This window comes from Maricaulis maris (assembly GCF_049116555.1).
In the GTDB taxonomy this organism is placed as follows: Bacteria; Pseudomonadota; Alphaproteobacteria; order Caulobacterales; family Maricaulaceae; genus Maricaulis; species Maricaulis maris_C.
Genome location: NZ_JAGDYT010000004.1, coordinates 144,441 through 164,141, shown reverse-complemented (window position 1 = coordinate 164,141; position 19,701 = coordinate 144,441). Strand labels below are relative to the sequence as shown.

The following is a 19,701-nucleotide window of genomic DNA, read 5'->3' as shown; positions in this document are numbered from 1 at the left end:
CGGTTCGGCCGGGCTCCCACTAAGGGACCGGCTCGCCGCGCTCCTCGGCCAGAAGCGCGAGGATTGTTTCGATCCGGGCCCGCAAGGCGATCATTACGAGGTGAGAATTGTCCTGGGTGATATAGGCACCCTGCAAGGCATCCATGATCTCGCCGTCTTCGAGCAGGACCGCACGATCAACGGACTCGACCCGGCCCAGTTGCTCAAAGGCCTCGGAGGGCTGGCCTGACAGCTCCAGGGTTTTCGCGCGGATAATGACCCGCCCCAGCTCGTCCACCGAGCTGGTGATTTGCGCATATTGAACGACCAGATAACTGACAATGCTGTCGTAGGCATAAAGCTGGTCCCGCAATTCCCCGCTTCTGATCAGACGCATCCGGCCCGTCGAGACCAGTTCCTGGAAAGCAACCGAGGTTCCGGGCATGGTCGCCACCGAATCCACCAGGGCGAGGTCGGACGCGAGGGTCTCCTCGTCCAGCTCGCCGTCCCTGATCCCGTTGATCAACCGACCGGTGACCTCCAGATACAATAATTGCCGCGCTATCCCGCGCTCGGTCAGGGCCAGCTGCTGCTCGAAATCACGCTCCAGCCGCTCCAGCAGGCTGTGCGCCTCGACCCGCTCCTGCCGGGTTTCATTCCAGTTGCTGACCTGCAGACCCATGAAGACACCAAACACCACGATCAGTGTCTCGATCAGCACGGTGAACCAGTCCTGTTTGCGCAGGGCGATAGCAAGACGACGCAGGATCATGAACTTCCCCCAGGGGCCAGACAGTCGGTCTCCCACAGAGCGCGTTGCAGGCCAGATGGCAAGCCCGGGTGGTCTCTACTTCCCGGGAAGTAGGACGCCAGCCCAACGGCTCGGCGAGTTCGGCGCCCATCCCCAAACATTTATCCCGGGCGAAGATCCGGGACCTACCGAGCGCCCCTGCAAGCAAAGCGTTTCCAGTAGGTCCCGGATCGCGCCGGAGCGCGCCCGGGAAAAATGCGCTTGTTGAAGCGTGCGCAGACCGGTTTTCCTCCCCATTCCAGGGGGAGGTGGATCGCCCGCCAGGGCGAGACGGAGGGGCCGCCGCAGGCGGAGTGCCCTGCACCCCTCGCCACGCTCGGCCCCATCGACCCGACGCTGCGCGCCGGCCCACTTCCCCACGAGTGGGGAAGAAAAGAGTGGCGCGTCTTAGCCTCTTTGGGGAAGTCGGAAAACAACACAGCGGTTCGGAGATTCCCGCGGCCATCCCCCACCATTTTTCCCGGGCGAAGACCCGGGACCAACTGACCCTGCCGGTCAGCGCTGAGTCCCCCGTCGGTCCCGGATCGCGCCGACGCGCGTCCGGGAAAAATGCTCTGTTGGGGGGAACGCGTGACCGGACTTCCCCGCCTTCAAACACGCGCCCCGGGCGCACACCGCACCCTAAACCCCTTGCCGGGAGATCGCCGTATCCGGTTCTTCAGCTCAAGGGGCATGCCCGCCACGCGGCCCGTCGGGGCGTTGAGCTGGAGAACCGGGTAGGCCTACTGTCTGGCATGGGGGGTATGGGGTGGGGTGGGCGCGAACGTGGTGGTAGCCATTTTTTGCCCAGATCCTCAGATAAGCGCTCCAGCAACGAGGCGACGATAGTGCTCACCTAGCACCGTAAGCTTGCATGATTTGCTTTGCATCGCAGCGTGCCACATATGCGGTGCATCGCACGGAACCACCAGATTCACCCGATTGAATTTTTGTAAAATTTGAAAAATTGCATTCTTCTTGGGGTCCGGTTCAACGTAGTCGGCCGCAGCCTTTTCGGCTTCTGATCGCTCTGGTTCGAAGGCTGGATCCAGCGCAAATTGATAGCCTGGATCAGGAAAAAACTCCCCAATTCGCCGCAATTCTTCGAGCGGAAGGACCGGATTTGCCTTTCGCAGCGATACGAATGACTTCACATTTGTTTTGAATACAGGTCGCTGGGCCCACGGCCCTAAAGACTGGTCAATATGAGCATACACGGCACCTGGTGTCACGTCGCCGACAAGATTGGCGGCCGCGCCGGCTAGACCGTCTACGAGCAGGTCAGTGAAAACCCCCGCTCCGTTCACCTCCGATGCATATTGCTCTGCTGTAGAAGCGGTCAGTATCGTAACTCCCTCACTTAATTCGGAAGTTGGCGAGAGAGCACTCTGACCGGCTATACCGCTATGGCAGCTATCAAGCAGAACGATTCTATTACGAGCATTGGACTTGTTCGCTAACGTCATGATCTCGCTGAGGGCAAGGCCGTCGTCGCCGCTTGCGCAGTCTGATGGGCACAGATACCCACCCGTAGATTCAACATAACCGTGCCCAGCAAAGTAAAATAGCGCGGTCTCACAATCGCCCTCGAAAAGCTGTTTTACCGCCTCCCTTAGCTCGGCGCGGTCAAGTCCGTCAGTGCCTGCAAGAAGATTAACCCCGAAATTCACGCTACCATCAGCGTGACGTTCAAGAATCCCCTTGACTTGGTGAGCATCGTTCACACATCCGTAGAGTGGGCCAATATTTTTGTAATGGTCAATGCCGACGATGAGTGCTTTTTTCATAGACTTGTTGATTCCGAGTTAGAGGCTATCAATAAACGCCGCGATGTTTGCCCAATTCCAAACTTTTGTATTTACACCCTCAATATTCGTCCGATCATCCGTGTAAGCCCAAATTCCGCGCACGGGAACGCCTTCCTCTTTTGCACACTTGATCTCCCACTTCTGCCCGCTTGATTTCAGAGAGTTTTTGCTAATAAGAGCAATAACACCGTTGGATCGCTTGATCCGCGTTCGAACTTTGTCTTTCCAGTCTTTATCATAGGCCTTTTTGACCGACATATCGATATACTCGAACGGGGATGAGGTATTGAGTGACTGCCCCTTCAGGAAATCTCTCTGCTTCTCATCTTCAATCGCAAACGCGATAAATACTGTTTTCTTGTCCGCCATAATTTTCGACCTTTCAGAAAATTTGCAAGCTTAGGTAGCCATCAGGCTAGGCTATTGCAAGGAGTATCAGACAAGTACGAACCCGTTTGTTGTACCAAGTTGTCCGCTAAGCAGTCTTGGGTGGGCGATACTCCGCCCCCCCCCACCACAGCCCCAAACCTTGCCACATCGCGCTTGTCATCATACATCGCCCCCATGGCCAATCTGATCGACACCACCACCCGTTCTGCCGCCTCTGACGCACGCGCGGCGCGGCATCCGGAGAAGCAGAAGCGGGCGGATACGCCGGTGCTTCGCAAGCCGGACTGGATCCGGGTGAAAGCGCCCCTGGGCAAGACGTTTTCCGAGACCCAGAAAATCGTCAAGGATGGCGGTCTGGTGACGGTGTGCGAGGAGGCGGGCTGCCCCAATATCGGTGAGTGCTGGGAGCAAAAGCACGCCACTTTCATGATCCTGGGCGATACCTGCACGCGGGCCTGTTCCTTTTGCAACGTCAAGACCGGCCTGCCGGCCGCCGTCGATACCGACGAGCCGCGCCGTGTGGCCGAGGCCGTCGCGCAGATGGGGCTCAACCATGTCGTGATCACCTCGGTGGACCGCGATGACCTGGATGATGGCGGGGCGCAGCATTTCGTCGATGTGATCGAGGCGATCCGCGCCGCGACGCCCTCGACGACGATCGAGATCCTCACCCCGGATTTCCTGCGCAAGCCGGGCGCCGCCGAAGCGGTGATCGACGCCAAGCCGGACGTGTTCAACCACAATCTGGAAACCGTGCCGCGGCTTTATCTCTCGATCCGTCCGGGCGCGCGCTATTTCCATTCCCTGCGGCTGCTGGAGCGCGTCAAGGATCGCGATCCGTCGCAATTCACCAAGTCGGGCATCATGGTCGGCCTGGGTGAGAGCAAGGAAGAGGTGATGCAGGTGATGGACGACATGCGCTCGGCCGGCATCGATTTTCTCACCATCGGCCAGTATCTGCAGCCGACCCGCAAGCATGCCGCCGTTGACCGCTTCGTTCACCCGGACGAGTTCAAGGCCTATGAGACCATCGCCCGTGCCAAGGGTTTCCTGATGGTCTCGGCAACGCCTTTGACCCGGTCCAGTCATCATGCCGGCGATGATTTCGCCAAGCTGCGCGCCGCGCGCGAGCAGATGATGGCACGCGGCTAGACGCCGTTTCGGTCGGGCGGAGCAGGGGGGCGAGCATGGTTGTTGAAGTCCGCGAACGCCTGCGTCTCTTTTATGCGCCCGACGATCTGTTCGCCCTGGTCAGCGATGTCCGGCGCTACCCCGAATTCATTCCCCAGATCACCGCCATGCGCCTGCTGGACGAGCGCGAGGTGGGCGATGTCCGCCACATGACCGCAGAAGCGCGCGTGCGGTATAAATTCGTCACCGAACGCTTCACCTCGCGCGCCATGGCCGATGCCGGAGCGCGTACGATCGCGGTCAGCTTTGTCGCCGGGCCGTTCCGCGTGCTGGAGAATAACTGGCGATTCATTGCGCTGTCGGACGGGTCCTGCCTGATCGATTTCTCGATCCGGGCCGCGTTCAGGAATGCGATCCTGCAAATGCTGCTGGAAAGCAATCGCGAGCGCGCCGGTCGGGTGCTGATCGAGAAATTCTCCGCCGAGGCCAAGCGTCGCTATAGCGCCACCGGCGACCCCGCGCTGGACCTAACCGAAGAGATCAACGCCCTCGGCCAGTAAATCGAGCGCCGTGGCGACACTGGCCAGGCGGACGGCATCACGGCCCCGATCGCCGAAACGGCTGACATGGGTCTTCGTCGTGCCGTCACGCCGGGCCATGGCAAAATGCACCAGGCCGGCCGGCTTGTGCTCGGATCCGCCCGGACCGGCAATGCCCGTGATCGACACCGTGATGTCGGCGTTCGAGCGCAGCAGGGCTTCTTCGGCCATCCGCCGGGCCACCTCGACCGAGACCGCGCCATTGGCCTCGATCACCCGGGCCGGAATGCCCAGCATCTCGGTCTTGGCAGCGTTGGAATAGGTCACGAAGCCACGATCGACGACATCGGAGGCGCCGGGTATTTCCGTCAGCAGGGCGCTGACCAGCCCGCCCGTACAGCTTTCCGCCGTCGCCACCATCACGCCGGCCGTGCGGGCCCGGTCGATGAGGGTTTCGGCCTGGTCAATCAGGGAATGGGTGAAGATCATGAGGTCAGTCTCGCTGTGATGATGGCCTGGGCTGCGAGGCCTTCGCCGCGTCCGGCAAAGCCGAGTTTTTCCGTCGTCGTCGCCTTGATATTGACCCGCTGCAACGGCAGGCCCAGCAATTCGGCGACGCGAGTTCGCATGGCGTCACGATGAGGGCCGATCTTGGGCCGTTCGGCGATCAGGGTCAGGTCGGCATGGACTATCTCGCCGCCGGCTTGCGCCAGGCGCGTCAGCGCGTGTTTCAGGAACGCATCCGAGCGGGCGCCCTTCCATTGCGGGTCGGAGGGCGGGAAATGCTGGCCTATATCGCCAGCCCCGGCCGCGCCGAGAACGGCATCCGTGAGAGCATGCAGACCGGCATCGGCATCGGAATGCCCGACCAGGCCCAGCCCGGCGCGGATCTCGATCCCGCACAGCCACATCACCTCCGCCGCTTCCAGCCGGTGGACGTCAAAACCCTGCCCGGTGACGGTGATTGACTCGCTCATCAACATCCTTTCCGCGCGGATGAAGTCCTCCGGCGTGGTCAGTTTGAAATTGTCCGCCTCACCGGCCACCAGCGCAACCTCACCACCCGCCGCGCGGACAACCGCCGCATCATCGGGCAGGGCCGTCGCGCCGAGTTGCGCATAGGCGTCGAGCAGCGGCGCGAGATGAAAGGCCTGCGGCGTCTGCGCGGCCTGGAGACCATCCCGCGATACCGGCGCATCCATCACGCCACCATCACCGACACGACAAAGCGCATCGCTGACCGGCAGGGCCGGGATGACCGCCGGGTGGCGTTCGAGCGCATCGACGAGCCGGTCGATGAGGGCGGGCGACACGAAGGGGCGGGCGGCGTCATGAATGAAAACCGCGTCGGCACCGGCCTGGGAAGCCGCTTCGAGCCCGGCGCGGACCGAGGCGGTCCGGGTGGCCCCGCCGGGGATCACATCCAATCTGAAGCCGAGTTCGCGCTCGACCGCGTCGATGTGCTCACGATCGAGCGGGTTGACCACGACGATGAGGCTCATGAAGACACCACAATGATGCAGACGATAAACACACCGTGCGAGCACGCGCCTTCCGGCCAGCTCGCGATACTGTTTGGGCACACCGCCGCCAGCGCGTTCCCCGCGTCCGGCAGCGACAATGACAGCAGCGATCTTCATCTACAGGCCTCGTGGATTGCCGCAGCGCAGCATACTCGCTAGCCTTCGGCCATACGACGCACACGAAGGATTTGTCCAGCCGCATGCGCTTCTCGATCGACACGCACAGCATTGAAATCCCGGCCATACTTGCACCCATGTCCGGGGTCACAGACCTGCCTTTCCGTCGCCAGGCCCAACGGTTTGGGGCTGGGATGGTCGTGTCCGAAATGGTCGCGTCAGATGCCCTGGCAGCCGGTCGTCGGGACATGATCCGCAAGGCGGCGCTGGACGCGTCACTCAAGCCCTGTGTGATCCAGCTCGCCGGCCGTGAAGCCCGCTGGATGTCCGAGGGCGCCCGGATCGCCGAGGATGCAGGCGCAGAAGTCATTGATATCAATATGGGGTGTCCGGCCCGCCAAGTGACCAGGGGCCTGTCCGGATCCGCCCTGATGCGGGATCTGGACCATGCGCTCACCCTGGTCGACGCCACGGTCGCCGGGACCAGCAAGCCGGTCACGCTGAAGATGCGCCTGGGCTGGGATCATGACAGTCTCAACGCGCCCGACCTCGCCCGCCGGGCCCGTGATGCCGGAATACGCCTCGTCACCGTGCATGGTCGAACCCGCCAGCAATTCTACAAGGGCGAGGCCGACTGGTCCGCCGTCAGGGCGGTGGTCGAGGCCGTGGATATCCCGGTCGTGGTCAATGGCGATATTCACACCATCACCCATGCCCGTGAAGCCCTGGAACAGTCCGGGGCGCACGCAGTGATGATCGGCCGTGCCGCCCAGGGTCGGCCCTGGCTGGTCGGAGAGATCGGCCGCGAACTCGCTGGATTGTCCCCGCTTGAAACCAGCTGGAATGACAAGATCAACGCTCTGTCGGATCAGTTCGAAGACAGTCTCGCCCACTATGGTCCCCACCTGGGCACCCGCATGATGCGCAAGCATTTTGCCAGCTTTTGTGATGTTGAATGTGGCGAGGGTGATCGCGACTGGGTCCGTGCCCAGCGCGCCAGCCTGTGCCGCTCGGATGAAGCCGCCGACGTCCATGCCGCACTCGATGGCCTGCGTCAGCTTGATGGACGCGCGGTCGCATGACGACGCTCGATCCCCCGGGCCCGGCCAATCTGGCGGCGGACCAAGCGGCCATCCCGATCCTGGTCTTCTGTGCCGAAGCTCGCTGTGTGTGGGCCAATACCCAGGCGGAAGAATGGCTGGGATTGTCGCTCCGGCACATGCGCAAGGGGCGCTTCGGGATTCTGTCCCCGGTCTGCGCTCATCTTGCCGACATTATCGAACAGGCCTGCGGCACCCACCGCACGGTGGTTGCGCTTGGCCGGATGCTGGGTGGGGACGGGCCATTTGACGTTCATGCACGCTGGTCTGACGAACAAGAACAGCTGACCCTGTCTGTCCTGCCGCACCAGGAGGTGGGCGCCAAGGCGTCCGAAGCGCCCGCACTCGGCTTTGGCCGCATGCTGGCGCACGAGCTCAAGAACCCGCTCGCCAGCGTCCGCGGCGCGGCGCAGCTCATCCGGCGCGAGACCGATATTGATGGGGCTCGCGACCTTGCCCGCCTGATCATCCAGGATGTCGACCGGATCACGCGTCTGGCGGATCACTGGAGTCGGGTCGGTGATATCCAGCTGGGACCGCGATCCGAGATCAATCTCAATCTGTTGGCCGTCAGTGCCATGGACAGTCTGCACCGCGCCGATACCGCGACGCGGGGCGTAATGCGTGACAATTTCGATCCATCCCTGCCAACGATAGCGGGCGATCCGGACCTGCTGATGCAGGCCGTACTCAATTTGCTGCAGAATGCCTTCGATGCCGTACGCACTGATCCATCGGCGGAAATCGTGGTAGAAACCCGCTTTGATGCCGGCCCCAAGAGCCGAACGGGCGGCAATCCGACGCCCCTTGTCCTGTCGGTGCGTGATAATGGTCCGGGCATTCCCGAAACGCTGGGATCGGGTATCTTCACCCCCTTCGTGACCACAAAGCCGGCCGGTGAGGGGCTCGGATTGGCCGTCTCAGCCCGGATTGCGGCCCTGCATGAGGGTCAGATTGATTTCGAAAGCCAGGCGGGTCGGACCGTCTTCAATATCCGATTGCCCATTGCCCGGAAGGATCCAAAGTGAGCGCCAGAATTCTGCTGCTGGAAGACGATGAAAGCCTGAAACTCATCCTGTCACGGGCACTTGGGTCGGCGGGATACCAGGTCCGGGCTACCGCCTCGCCGGACACGGCGCTGAACTGGATCCGGAATGGGGAAGGCGACCTTCTGCTGGCCGATGTGCTTCTGGACGGCTCGAACTTCCTGGAGAATCTGGGCCTTGTCGCGCGCCTGCGTCCGCAAATGCCGGTTATTGTGATGAGCGCGCAGGCGACGGCTTCGACGGCCATCAATGCGGCCAAGGGGGGCGTGTTCGAGTATCTCCCCAAGCCTTTTGACCTCGACGACATGATATCGGCCGTTGGCGCAGCCCTGGGTGATGAGGCCAAGACCGGGCGCTCGAAGGCAGCGGATGAGCCCACCGGTTTTATCGGTCAGTCCGCCGCCATGCAGTCGGCCTTCAAGGCGATTGCCCGCGCCGCCACCAGCCAGGCGCATGTGATGATCATGGGGGAACCCGGGGTCGGGAAGCGCCAGGCCGCCGAAGCCCTGCTTCGGGCGCGCGGCATCTCCGCTGATGACGCCGTCGTGGTAACGCCGTCGAACACCGCGACCGAGATTTTCGGTTCGACCAAGGCCGCCCGCCAGGTGGTCTGGCTGCGGCTTGAAGAATGGAATGCCGAGCAACAACGGGCGGCCCGCGACGCGCTGGATGCCGGGATTGGCCGCGTCATCGCCACTGCCTCCCATTCACCGGACGCCGGACTGGACACACGCCTGGTTGCGCGTTTGTCAGAGTGCGTCATCGCCGTACCGCCCTTGCGGGAGCGCCGCAGCGACATCCCGGCCTTGTGTGAAGCTTTCCTCGCCCAGTTTGCCCGGCGCGACAAACAGGACCGGGTCCGGCTCTCGAAAGACGCGGTCCAATACCTTCAGGGCTCCGCCTGGACCGGGAATGTCGTGGAGTTGCGATCGGTGTTGTCCCGGCTGTCGCTCGCAACGCGCGGTCGGGTTGCCGGTCTCGATGATGTCCTGGTGGCCTTCTCGGCCGATGCCGGGGATTCGCGCGAGGACCTGGATGTCCATGCCAATGCGATCGCAGCCCTCTCCCTGAGCCGAAAGAATGCCCGCAATGTTGCCATCGACGCCGTTGACCGTGCGCTTTTCAGCCAGGCGCTGGACCGCTGCGGTGGAAACCGGTCCCGGGCAGCAGAGATTTTGGGCCTGAACCGCAATACCCTGGCCCGGCGATTGGCCGAGCTGGACGGCGAACCGGACGACATGTGACCTGTGCATCACGGGTGTTGATTATTTGCAACAACAGGGTAATGATGCCGTTCTGCAACATGTGAGCTCACACTTGCCGAACACTCTATCGAAGCCCCTGATCCGCAACATCTCTCCGCGATCCGCCGCGCTTTTTGGCATCGGCTTCGTCACATCTGCGATCCTGCTCACCATCGCCGCTACCGGATTGCTGGGCGATAACGGGCTCATGCGCCTCAATGATCGCAATGCGATGGCGCTTCTGGTCGGCAATGCGGTTCTGATACTCGGTCTGGGCGGCGTGGTGGTTGTCCGCTTTGTCCGCCGGGTGAGGGCGCGCCGGTTTGGCGAGCCGACGCCGCGTCTACACCTGCGCTTTGTCGCCTTGTTCTCCCTCGCTGCGGCAGCGCCGGCAGTCCTCGCCGCCCTCTTTCTGGGCGCCGTCCTGAATCGCGGCGTCGACTATTGGTTCGGAGAGCGGATTGCGACCGTCGTCGACGGGACGGCCATCGTGGCGGGCGAAATCTATGAGCGCGAGGTCAACGCAGCCGGCAACCGATTGAGCGCGATGGTGGAAGCACTCAACCAGCCGGACGCGGTCGAGGCGTTCAGCTCGAGCCGGATCCAGTATGTCTGGGGGCTGAGCGCTCTTGCGGCACAGCAGAATTTTTCGGCGGCCTATGTGGTCGACGGTCGAGGCAATCTGCTGGCCCGTACGCGCTTTCAGGAGAATGAGCCCTATGTTGTGCCATCGCCGCGCCTCTACGAACTGGCCAATGAAGGCGGGGGCGGAGTTGCCGTATCCACCCCTGAATTCACGCCTGTCGGCACGGATGTGGTTCGCCTTCTGACACAACTCAGCGGGTATGAAGACGCCTTTCTCTACGCCTCCATTCCGATGAATGTGGACCTGTTTCGGCAAATGGAGGAGGCGCGGGTTGCCCTGCGTCGGGCGGACGAGCAGGAGACCTCGATCCGCCAGACTTTCTTCCTGCTCTATTTCGAGGTTGCTGCCCTGATCCTGATCGGCTCGGTCTGGCTGGGATTGAGTGCCGCGACGCGGGTCGTCACACCGATTTCGCGCCTCGTCGCTGCCGCAGAGCGGGTGCGGCGAGGGGATCTCGAAGCACGTGTCCAGATGGGGCGCGATGATGACGAGATTGCCGCCCTGGCACGCGCATTCAACCGGATGACTCGGCAATTGCGGAGCCAGCGTCGTGAGCTGATCGAGAGTCATGCGGAGAGTGAACAGCGCCGGGCCTTCATCGAGGCCATTCTGGCCGGCGTTCGCGCCGGCGTGATCGGCCTGGACAAGGACGACAAGGTCACCCTGATCAACCGCTCGGCCATCGGGATGCTGTCGGCGGGTTCGGATGATCAAATCGGCATGCAACTTAATGATATCACGCCCGCTCTGAGTGATTTGGTGACGGATGCGCGCCGTCGCCCCGGCGCCGTCGCCGAAGCCCAGATTGACCTGACCATGCCCGATGAGCAGATCCGCCATATTACCGCGCGCGCGTCGATGGATGAGGAGGCTGGCCTCGTGATCACCTTCGACGACGTCACCCGTCTGGTCACAGCCCAGCGCAATGCCGCATGGCGTGAGGTAGCTCGCCGCATCGCCCATGAAATCAAGAATCCGCTCACACCCATCCAGCTCTCCGCCGAGCGGATCCGTCGCAAATACCGCGACGAAATCGAGAGCGATCTGGAGACTTTTGATCGGTGCACCGAAACAATTATCCGACAGGTCAGTGATATCGGCCGCATGGTGGATGAATTCTCATCCTTTGCCCGCATGCCTCAGCCCAAGGTCGAGGAAGTTGAGCTGGGCGAATTGACGAAATCGGCGGTGTTCGCGCGACGGGTGGCCTCGGCCGCGATGGAGGTCCGCTTCGACAAGCCGGATCAACCAGTCATGGGTTTGTGTGACTCGCGGCTTTCCGGTCAGGCGCTCGCCAATATTCTCAAGAATGCCTCGGAAAGCGTTGAAGCGCGTATGGAAAAAGACGGTGAGGCGGGTGCGATATCGGTAGAGTTGACCGAAATCGACGGGTTCGCGGTGATCGAGGTAAGCGATAACGGGCTGGGTTGGCCGACTCCCAATCGGGAGCGCCTAACCGAGCCCTATATGACGACGCGCGAGAAAGGGACCGGTCTCGGCCTCGCCATCGTCAAACGTGTGATGGAAGACCATAAGGGGCGGCTCGAGCTCGATGTGCCCCGTGAGGGAAACGGTGCCGTCGTACGGCTGATTTTCCCGCTCGCAGACCAGACAGAACAAGACATTCAAAGCATACAGGAGGCCTGATCCATGGCTCGCGACATTCTGATCGTGGATGATGAGGCAGATATCCGTGAATTGATCGGGGGGCTGCTGGAAGATGACGGGTATGAAACCCGCGAAGCGGCGCACGCAGACGGTGCCCTCGACGAGATCAGGGCCCGCAAACCGTCCCTGGTCATTCTCGACGTCTGGCTGCAGGGTAGTCGCCTGGACGGGATCGAATTGCTCGATGAATTCCGGGCTATTGACCCGAACATGCCCGTCATCGTGATTTCCGGTCATGGCACGATCGAGACCGCCGTCGCGGCGATCCGGAAAGGTGCCTATGATTTTCTCGAGAAACCCTTCAAGAGCGACAAGCTGCTCCTGACCGTGACGCGCGCGCTGGAAACGAGCCGATTGCGGTCGGAGAATGCCGAACTGCGCGCTCGCAGTGAGGCGCAAAGCTCGTTGATCGGTGATTCCAGTGGCATCGTTCAGGTCCGCCAGCTGATTGATCGCGTCGCACCGACCAATAGCCGTGTCCTGATCCGCGGACCGTCGGGCGCCGGCAAGGAATTGGTGGCGCGTCTGATCCACGAAAGCTCGCCGCGCAATGAAGCTGATTTTGTGGCCGTGAGTGCCCCTGGCATGTCGCCGGAGGGGGTCGAAGAGGAGCTTTTCGGGCGCGAGAACGAGGATGGCAGCGTCAAGCATGTCGGCCTGCTCGAGCGGGCGCATGGCGGTACGCTCTATCTGGATGAAATCGCCGACATGCCGAAAGATACGCAGAGCAAATTGCTGCGTCTTCTTGTTGAGCAACGCTTCCGTCGGATTGGTGGCGCCGCAGATGTGCAGGTGAATGTCCGGGTGATCTCCTCGACCGCCCAGGACCTGGCCGGCCGGATCCAGGGCGGATTATTCCGCGAGGATCTCTATCACCGTCTGGCGGTCGTTCCGGTGCAGGTTCCGCCACTCGCCGATCGCCGCGAAGACATTCCCGCACTGGTCACCCATTTCGTCGAACGCCTGACCAATTCGGCCGGCTTGCCGCGCCGTCGGTTCGGCGATGATGTCATGGCGGCCTTGCAGGCACATGGCTGGCCGGGCAATGTCCGTCAATTGCGCAATAATATCGAGCGCCTGCTGATCCTGGCGACCGGCGCGATGGAAGAGCCGATCACCCTCGATTCTCTGCCATCGGAAGTCGTGACCCGGGAAAATCAGGAGGTCGGTTTTGATGCCGAAAAGATGATTGCCCTGTCGCTGCGCGAGGCCCGGGAGAATTTCGAGCGTGAATACCTCAAGGCCCAGATCGACCGTTTCGGTGGCAATATCTCGCGCACTGCCGCCTTCATTGGCATGGAGCGCTCGGCCTTGCACCGTAAACTCAAATCTCTCGGGGTTGGCAGCCCGCAACGCGAAGGCGCGGCCTGACGCCGGCGGGAGGGAACTGACATGAAAGCGATTGTCTGCGGAGCCGGACAGGTCGGTGTGGGTATCGCCCGCGCGCTCGCCCGTGAAGGAAATGCGGTCACAGTCGTCGACTGGTCGACCGAGCTGATCGACAATGTCGTCACCGACCTCGATGTCCAAGGCGTCGTCGGGCATGGCTCCCATCCGGATGTCCTGGAGCGCGCAGGAGCGCGCCAGGCCGATCTTCTGGTCGCCGTTACGCATTCGGACGAAACCAACATGGTGGCCTGCCAGGTCGCCCATTCGCTCTTTCAGACGCCGATGCGGATCGCGCGTGTCCGCGCCCAGAACTATCTCGACCCCGCCTGGGGTGATCTGTTCTCGACCGGGAATATGCCGGTTGATGTCGTCATCTCGCCGGAACTGGAAGTGGGCCGTGCGATCCTTCAGCGAGTGGAGACGCCGGGCGCTTTCAATACGGCTGTTTTCTCCGGCGGCCGGGTCCAGTTGCTCGGACTCCGTCTGGACGAAAATTCACCGGTCGCGGGCTCGACCACCGAACAGGTCATGGAGCTCTTCCCGGACCTGCGCCTGGCCGTGGTTGGCGTGCAGCGTGAGCAGACGCTTTTCATCCCCAAACTGCACGACCCGCTCCTGGCAGGGGATGATGTCTATATCGTCACCGAGAGTCGCCAGGTCCGCCGAATTCTCGACATTTTCGGGCGCAATGCCGAGCAGATCCGGCGCGTTGTTGTCGTCGGCGCTGGCAATATTGGCGTCTATGTCGCCCGTGCGCTTGAACGTGCCGGCGGCGTGAAGGTCCGGCTGATCGAGGCCAACAAGGCAAGGGCTGAGGCTGCCGCGGAGCGGTTGAAACGCACCGTCGTGCTGCACGGGGACGGGCTCGACGCACGCCTGTTGCACGAGGCCGGCGTCAGCGAGGCCGAGCTGGTCGTGTGTGTGACCAATGACGACAAGGTCAATATGCTTTCCGCCGTGATGGCCAAGCGGGAAGGGGCCGAGCGGGCGCTCTCCCTGATCAATGACCGGGCCTTCGAGAGCCTTCGTGACGCGCTGGATATCGACGTCCTGATCGATCCGCGCGCGACAACGGTCTCGACCATTCTTCAGCACATCCGGCGTGGTCGGATTACCGGGCTGCAGAGTCTGGGCGGCGGGCAAGCCGAGGCCGTGGAAGGCGTCGCGCTTTCGACCTCGCCCCTGGTCGGCAAGACGCTGGACGAGCTGGAATTGCCCGACGGCGTTGCATTGGGCGCTGTGGTCCGCGGCGACAAGGTCATCCTGCCTTGCGATGAAGGTCGCATCCGCGAGAATGATCGCGTCCTGCTCTTTTGCAATACGGCCCTCATTCCCAAGGTCGAGCACCTCTTCCGCGTCAGTCTCGAATACTTCTAGGCCATGACGCCCGTCGCCTTTCTCCGGCCGCTTGGCGCGCTCTGGGTCCTGTTCGCGGGCGTGGCCCTGTTTGCCGCATTTGTGGCGGCAGCGGTCGGTGAGCCGCATCTCGCACCCCTGTTCGGGACGACGGCATTGATCGCCTTCGTTCCGGGCATTTTCATCCTGACCGCGACCCGCGGGCTGAAATCAAGGGCCAGCGCTCTCGATGCCCTCGGCCTGGCGCTGCTGTCATGGATCACGGCACCAGCAATGGCGGCGCTGCCATTCTGGCTGACCGGGTATTTTGATCCGATCGATGCGGTCTTCGAAGCCTATTCGGCGGTGACCACGACCGGTGCGACACTTCTGCCCGCGGATGACCTGCCTCGGTCTCTCATTTTCTGGCGGGCCATTCTCGGCTGGCTGGGGGGCTATGCGACGCTCTTGCTGGCGATCGGCGTTTTCGCCGCGCTGGACAGGGATGTCCCGGCAATCCGCAAATCGGCCCTGCTGACCCTGCGCTCGGACAATGTGTTCTCGCATCTCCCGCTCGCCGCCAAACGCGTCGCAATCATCTATTCCGTGCTCACCTCTCTGGTCTGGCTGGGCCTGTTGTTTGCCGGCAACGGCCTGTTCAACGCCACCGTCCTGTCGATGAGCGCGATTTCCACCAGTGGCTATACGCCGACGGATGGCGGGCTGCTGGAGAGTATCGGGCCGATCTCAACCATCTGGGTCATGGTGGGCTGTCTCGTCGGTGCCCTGAACATCGCCCTGTTCTGGGATGTCCTCCGCGACCGGTCCGTCCTCCGTGATCCGGACATCCTGGGGATATTCGCGCTCATTGTCGGCCTGGGAGGCTTCTTTGTCCTTGCCCGACCGGGCACGCCGTTCTCGGATGTACTGGATGCGACCTTCATTGTGACAACCAGCGGGTTCTCGGCCGGAGGCGGGGTCATTCCGGCGCTGGCCGCGTCAATCTTCGTCGCCCTTATCGGCGGAGCGGCGGCATCGACGACAGGCGGGATCAAGGTCTCCCGCATCCTCTTGCTGTGGAAACGAATGGGCGCCGAGCTTGCCGTCCTGTCCGACCCGCGCAGCGTTGTGCCGGTCAGCTTCCGCGGTCGCCGCGTACGGGAAAGCGCGCTGGTTGGTATCTGGGCCTATGTCCTGGCTTTCGTGGCCGCGATCGGCGTCGGAACAATTGCCCTGGCCTCGGTCGGACTTGATTTCGAGACAGCCTTCCTCGCGATGACGGCCGCCCTTGCCAATATCGGTCCCTTGCTGGATCAGTCGGATGCATTGACCAGCTGGCGCCAGATACCCGACGAGGCCAAGCCGATCCTTATTTCAGCCATGATCCTCGGGCGTCTGGAAGTGTTGGCCGCGATCGCTGCCATCTGGGCCCTGTTCAAGAGGAAGTAACGGACGACGATGCGCTTTGCCTATGTAAATGGCCGGTTCTTCCCGCACGGCGAGGCCTCGATCCATGTTGAGGACCGTGGTTTCCAGTTTGCCGATGCCGTCTATGAAGTCTGGAGCGTCCGCAAGGGCGAACTGATGGACGCAGACGGACATTTTGCCCGGCTTGAACGCTCACTGGGCGAACTCCGGATAACCGCGCCAAGGAGCCGGGCGGCTCTGGAACACATCATTGGTGAATTGCTGCGACGGAACCGGATCCGCAACGGTCTTGTCTATCTCCAGATTTCCCGCGGCCAGGCGCGTCGGGACCATGCCTTCCCGAAACAGGCGGTGACACCCACCATCGTGCTGACCTGCAAGCGACTGGATCTCGCGGCGGCGGACGCACGAGCTCAGTGCGGAATTGCCGTTATCACCGTGCCGGATCAACGCTGGGCGCGCTGCGACATCAAAACCGTCAACCTGTTGCCAAATGTCCTCGCCAAGCAGGCGGCCCACGAAGCAGGGGCTGTCGAGGCCTGGCAGGTCGATCGGGACGGGCGCGTCACGGAAGGTAGCTCGACCAATGCCTGGATTGTTACCAAGGCCGGGAAACTGGTCACCCGGCAAGCCGATCAGGGCATCCTGCACGGCATCACGCGAGCTCGAATTATCAAATGTGCTCAAGATGTTGGACTGGAAATCGAGGAGAGGGGATTTACCCCGCAAGAGGCCTATGAGGCACGCGAGGCCTTTCTGACATCTGCCACATCCTTCGTGACCCCGGTTGTGTTGATTGACAATCATATCATCGCCAATGGGGAGCCGGGCTCGCTGACCCTGTCCCTGCGCCAGGCCTATCTGGGGGAGGCTTGAGCGCACGCTCCCGCTTCCCATGCAAAATGAAGTGGTTGCAGCCTCAGGCAAGGCCTGTATACCCTTGATACGAATCGCTGATCAAAGCGACGCATGCGGAGCCAACATGTCGCACGATAAAAAACAAAATCTCCAGGATGTCTTCCTCAACTCTGTGCGTAAAACGAAGACGCCCCTGACCATCTTCCTCGTCAATGGTGTGAAGCTGCAGGGTGTCGTCACCTGGTTTGACAATTTCTGTGTCCTGCTTCGTCGGGACGGGCTTTCGCAGCTCGTCTACAAGCACGCCATTTCGACCATCATGCCGGCCGCGCCGGTGTCCTTGTTCGAAGACGACAAGGCGGATGAGGATGCGGCGGAAGAGAGCGCCACGGATTGATTGAGCGCGAGGCGCCGGTTTCACGCGCCCTTGTCATTCATCCCGCCAGCCGAGACACGATGGGCCGCGCCGAGGCGCGCCTGGAAGAAGCCACCGGACTGGCTGAAGCCCTCGACCTTGTCGTCGGGGACGCTTTCATATTGCCCATGCGCAAGATCGATGCGGGTCGCTATTTCGGACGCGGCAAGCTGGATGAATTGCGTGACATGCTTGTCGAGCTTGAGGCCAATGTCGCGGTAATCGACGCAGCGTTATCGCCGGTCCAGCAACGTAATCTCGAAAAAGCCCTGAATGTGAAAGTGGTCGACCGGACGGGTCTGATCCTGGAAATCTTTGGGCAACGCGCCCGCACCAAGGAGGGCGTGCTGCAGGTCGAACTGGCCCGCCTGGCCTATGAACGCTCACGCCTGGTCAGGACCTGGACGCATCTCGAGCGCCAGCGGGGCGGTGGCGGCTTCCTCGCCGGTCCGGGTGAAACCCAGATCGAGACCGACCGTCGCTTGCTGAGCGAGAAGATGTCCAAATTGCGCCGCCAACTTGAAGACGTCCGGCGGACGCGCTCCCTTCACCGTTCCAAACGGCAGGATGTCCCGTTTCCCACGGTCGCACTCGTCGGCTATACAAATGCTGGAAAGTCCACGCTTTTCAATAAGCTGACTGGCGCCGGCGTTTTTGCGCAGGATATGCCTTTCGCGACACTGGATCCGACGGTGAGGGCGGTTGACCTGCCCGGCGGCACCCGAATTCTCCTGTCCGATACGGTGGGATTCATTACCGATTTGCCGACTGAGCTGATCGCGGCCTTCCGGGCCACGCTCGAAGAGGTTCGTGAGGCGGATCTGCTTGTCCATGTGATCGATTCCTCCGACCCGGACCGTGAGGGACGTATCGAGGATGTGGAAGGCGTGCTCGACGCGATCGAGGCCGGCCCGGTCCACGAGCAGGCCATGCTGGAAGCGTGGAACAAGGCAGACCAGTTGGACGAAGACGGTCGGGAGGATCTCGGAATCACCGTCCAGATGGCCAATCTCAAGGCAGGGCGACCGATCAAACTGGCCCTGTCAGCGGTGACAGGGGAAGGTGTTGAAATCCTCGTCGAAGCCATTGAACGCGCTCTGTCGCAAGAGAATGAGCGCCTGGAAATCACCATTCCGCCGCAGGACGCGCGCGCGCTCGCCTGGCTTCACGCGCATGGTGACGTTCTGGCCAGCAAGATGGACACCAGGACAGGCGCCAGCACACTTCAGGTCCGCTTGCACCCGGTCGAGGCTGGGCGGTTTCGGTCTCAATTCCCCGATCTGGCTATTCCCCAGGGGATTGGCGAGATTGAAGATGAGGATGATTTCTAGCCTTCGGACCTGTCCGGGGTAGACAATCAGGCCGGGTCCTACACGCCCTTTTCAATCTTCTTGGCTTCATCCCAGAGTGCTTCCATCTCGTCCAGTGTCGCGTCGGATGTTATCCGGCCCTGTGACGCAAGCGTTTGTTCTATATGCCGAAACCGGCGCTCGAATTTGGTGTTGGCGCTGCGCGTGGCTGCCTCAACATCGACCTTCATCTTGCGGCCCAGATTGGTGCAAACGAAAATCAGGTCGCCGATTTCCTCGGCTACAGCCTCCGCATCGCCCGCCGCCATCGCTTCACGGACTTCGGCCAACTCCTCGTCGACCTTGTCCAGGACCCGGTCCGCTGTCGGCCAGTCAAAGCCGACCGTCGCTGCCCGCTTTTGCAGCTTTTGCGCACGCTTCAGCGCGGGCAGGGCAATGGGGACGTCATCAAGCAGGCTTTCACCCTTGTTCGACTCCTTGCGTTCGGCGGCCTTTAGGGCCTCCCATTCGGCGGTTTGGGTCACACTGTCCCGCGTGCTGGCATCGCCAAACACATGCGGGTGCCGACGCACCATCTTGTTATTGATCGCCCGGGCGACGTCGTCAAAACCGAACAGGCCGGCCTCACGCGCCAACTGACTGTGAAACACGACCTGCAGGAGGAGATCGCCAAGCTCGTCCTTCAGCTCATCATAGCGTTTGCGCTCGATCGCGTCCGCGACCTCATAGGCCTCCTCGATCGTATAGGGCGCGATGCTCGCGAAATCCTGTTCCAAATCCCAGGGGCAGCCGCCGTCGGGATCACGCAGCTTCGCCATGATCGCGAGGAGGCGTTCGATCGGGGGCAGGGTTTCAGACGGCGCGGACATGTCGGGCTCCCGTGGCAGGCGCAAAACTGCGTAACCCGACCATAGTCCGATTTGCCGCTGTGTAAGCCCGCCCGAGATACTTAAAGCAGGATGGAAATCCCGACCTCTCATACCAC

18 protein-coding genes are annotated in these 19,701 nt (G+C 61.9%); 12 read left to right on the top strand and 6 right to left on the bottom strand.

Annotated features, from left to right (window positions below; genetic code table 11):
- Nucleotides 1–19 precede the first annotated feature (19 nt).
- The 3 genes from JXQ94_RS06680 to JXQ94_RS06670 all read right to left on the bottom strand — a co-directional run bounded on the left by JXQ94_RS06680 (nucleotide 20) and on the right by JXQ94_RS06670 (nucleotide 2,946).
- Nucleotides 20–751, bottom strand: coding sequence for a hypothetical protein (locus tag JXQ94_RS06680; protein WP_421923001.1), 732 nt, complete (start codon nucleotides 749–751; stop codon nucleotides 20–22).
- Nucleotides 752–1,584: 833 nt separating this feature from the next.
- The gene (locus JXQ94_RS06675) at nucleotides 1,585–2,556 is read right to left on the bottom strand and encodes a caspase family protein (RefSeq protein ID WP_421923000.1); all 972 of its coding nucleotides are present in this window, start codon (nucleotides 2,554–2,556) and stop codon (nucleotides 1,585–1,587) included.
- Between the two features lie 18 nt (nucleotides 2,557–2,574).
- The gene (locus JXQ94_RS06670) at nucleotides 2,575–2,946 is read right to left on the bottom strand and encodes a TIR domain-containing protein (protein ID WP_421922999.1); all 372 of its coding nucleotides are present in this window, start codon (nucleotides 2,944–2,946) and stop codon (nucleotides 2,575–2,577) included.
- A gap of 195 nt (nucleotides 2,947–3,141) precedes the next feature.
- Between JXQ94_RS06670 and lipA the strand changes: the two genes are divergently transcribed.
- Entirely contained in the window at nucleotides 3,142–4,119 is a 978-nt protein-coding gene (lipA, locus tag JXQ94_RS06665) for a lipoyl synthase (protein ID WP_421922998.1), read from the top strand.
- Between the two features lie 35 nt (nucleotides 4,120–4,154).
- Nucleotides 4,155–4,658 (top strand): type II toxin-antitoxin system RatA family toxin, encoded by a 504-nt coding sequence (locus JXQ94_RS06660; protein WP_421922997.1) that lies wholly within the window; start codon nucleotides 4,155–4,157, stop codon nucleotides 4,656–4,658.
- Here the strand turns inward: JXQ94_RS06660 and JXQ94_RS06655 are convergent.
- The gene (locus tag JXQ94_RS06655) at nucleotides 4,626–5,126 is read right to left on the bottom strand and encodes a CinA family protein (RefSeq protein ID WP_421922996.1); all 501 of its coding nucleotides are present in this window, start codon (nucleotides 5,124–5,126) and stop codon (nucleotides 4,626–4,628) included. The two genes, JXQ94_RS06660 and JXQ94_RS06655, sit on opposite strands and share 33 nt — an antisense overlap.
- Nucleotides 5,123–6,277, bottom strand: coding sequence for a bifunctional 2-C-methyl-D-erythritol 4-phosphate cytidylyltransferase/2-C-methyl-D-erythritol 2,4-cyclodiphosphate synthase (locus JXQ94_RS06650; RefSeq protein ID WP_421922995.1), 1,155 nt, complete (start codon nucleotides 6,275–6,277; stop codon nucleotides 5,123–5,125). The genes JXQ94_RS06655 and JXQ94_RS06650 overlap by 4 nt, the downstream gene beginning before the upstream one ends.
- A gap of 83 nt (nucleotides 6,278–6,360) precedes the next feature.
- On the opposite strand from JXQ94_RS06650, the gene dusB reads away from it, so the two are divergent.
- From dusB to hflX, 10 genes are all read left to right on the top strand, one after another.
- Entirely contained in the window at nucleotides 6,361–7,359 is a 999-nt protein-coding gene (gene dusB / locus JXQ94_RS06645; RefSeq protein WP_421922994.1) for a tRNA dihydrouridine synthase DusB, read from the top strand.
- Nucleotides 7,356–8,405, top strand: coding sequence for a two-component system sensor histidine kinase NtrB (locus JXQ94_RS06640; RefSeq protein ID WP_421922993.1), 1,050 nt, complete (start codon nucleotides 7,356–7,358; stop codon nucleotides 8,403–8,405). Before dusB ends, JXQ94_RS06640 begins: the two co-directional genes overlap by 4 nt.
- Nucleotides 8,402–9,667 carry a sigma-54-dependent transcriptional regulator gene (locus JXQ94_RS06635; protein ID WP_421922992.1) on the top strand — a complete coding sequence of 422 codons (1,266 nt, stop codon included), beginning with the start codon at nucleotides 8,402–8,404 and terminating at the stop codon, nucleotides 9,665–9,667. The genes JXQ94_RS06640 and JXQ94_RS06635 overlap by 4 nt, the downstream gene beginning before the upstream one ends.
- Nucleotides 9,668–9,728: 61 nt before the next feature.
- Entirely contained in the window at nucleotides 9,729–11,960 is a 2,232-nt protein-coding gene (locus JXQ94_RS06630) for an ATP-binding protein (protein WP_421922991.1), read from the top strand.
- Nucleotides 11,961–11,963: 3 nt separating this feature from the next.
- Nucleotides 11,964–13,352, top strand: coding sequence for a sigma-54-dependent transcriptional regulator (locus JXQ94_RS06625; RefSeq protein WP_421922989.1), 1,389 nt, complete (start codon nucleotides 11,964–11,966; stop codon nucleotides 13,350–13,352).
- A 21-nt stretch (nucleotides 13,353–13,373) separates the two neighbouring features.
- Nucleotides 13,374–14,747 carry a Trk system potassium transporter TrkA gene (gene trkA, locus JXQ94_RS06620; protein WP_421922988.1) on the top strand — a complete coding sequence of 458 codons (1,374 nt, stop codon included), beginning with the start codon at nucleotides 13,374–13,376 and terminating at the stop codon, nucleotides 14,745–14,747.
- A 3-nt stretch (nucleotides 14,748–14,750) separates the two neighbouring features.
- The gene (locus JXQ94_RS06615) at nucleotides 14,751–16,154 is read left to right on the top strand and encodes a TrkH family potassium uptake protein (RefSeq protein ID WP_421922987.1); all 1,404 of its coding nucleotides are present in this window, start codon (nucleotides 14,751–14,753) and stop codon (nucleotides 16,152–16,154) included.
- 9 nt (nucleotides 16,155–16,163) lie between these two features.
- Nucleotides 16,164–17,009 (top strand): D-amino-acid transaminase, encoded by an 846-nt coding sequence (locus tag JXQ94_RS06610; protein ID WP_421922986.1) that lies wholly within the window; start codon nucleotides 16,164–16,166, stop codon nucleotides 17,007–17,009.
- A gap of 106 nt (nucleotides 17,010–17,115) precedes the next feature.
- Entirely contained in the window at nucleotides 17,116–17,388 is a 273-nt protein-coding gene (gene hfq, locus JXQ94_RS06605; RefSeq protein ID WP_075189826.1) for an RNA chaperone Hfq, read from the top strand.
- Nucleotides 17,385–18,737: a GTPase HflX gene (gene hflX / locus JXQ94_RS06600; protein ID WP_421922985.1), complete on the top strand. Its 1,353-nt coding sequence runs from the start codon at nucleotides 17,385–17,387 to the stop codon at nucleotides 18,735–18,737. The genes hfq and hflX overlap by 4 nt, the downstream gene beginning before the upstream one ends.
- A gap of 38 nt (nucleotides 18,738–18,775) precedes the next feature.
- Here hflX and mazG read toward each other — a convergent pair whose 3' ends face one another.
- Complete coding sequence (gene mazG, locus JXQ94_RS06595) at nucleotides 18,776–19,585, bottom strand: nucleoside triphosphate pyrophosphohydrolase (RefSeq protein ID WP_421922984.1); 810 nt, start codon at nucleotides 19,583–19,585, stop codon at nucleotides 18,776–18,778.
- Nucleotides 19,586–19,701 lie beyond the last annotated feature (116 nt).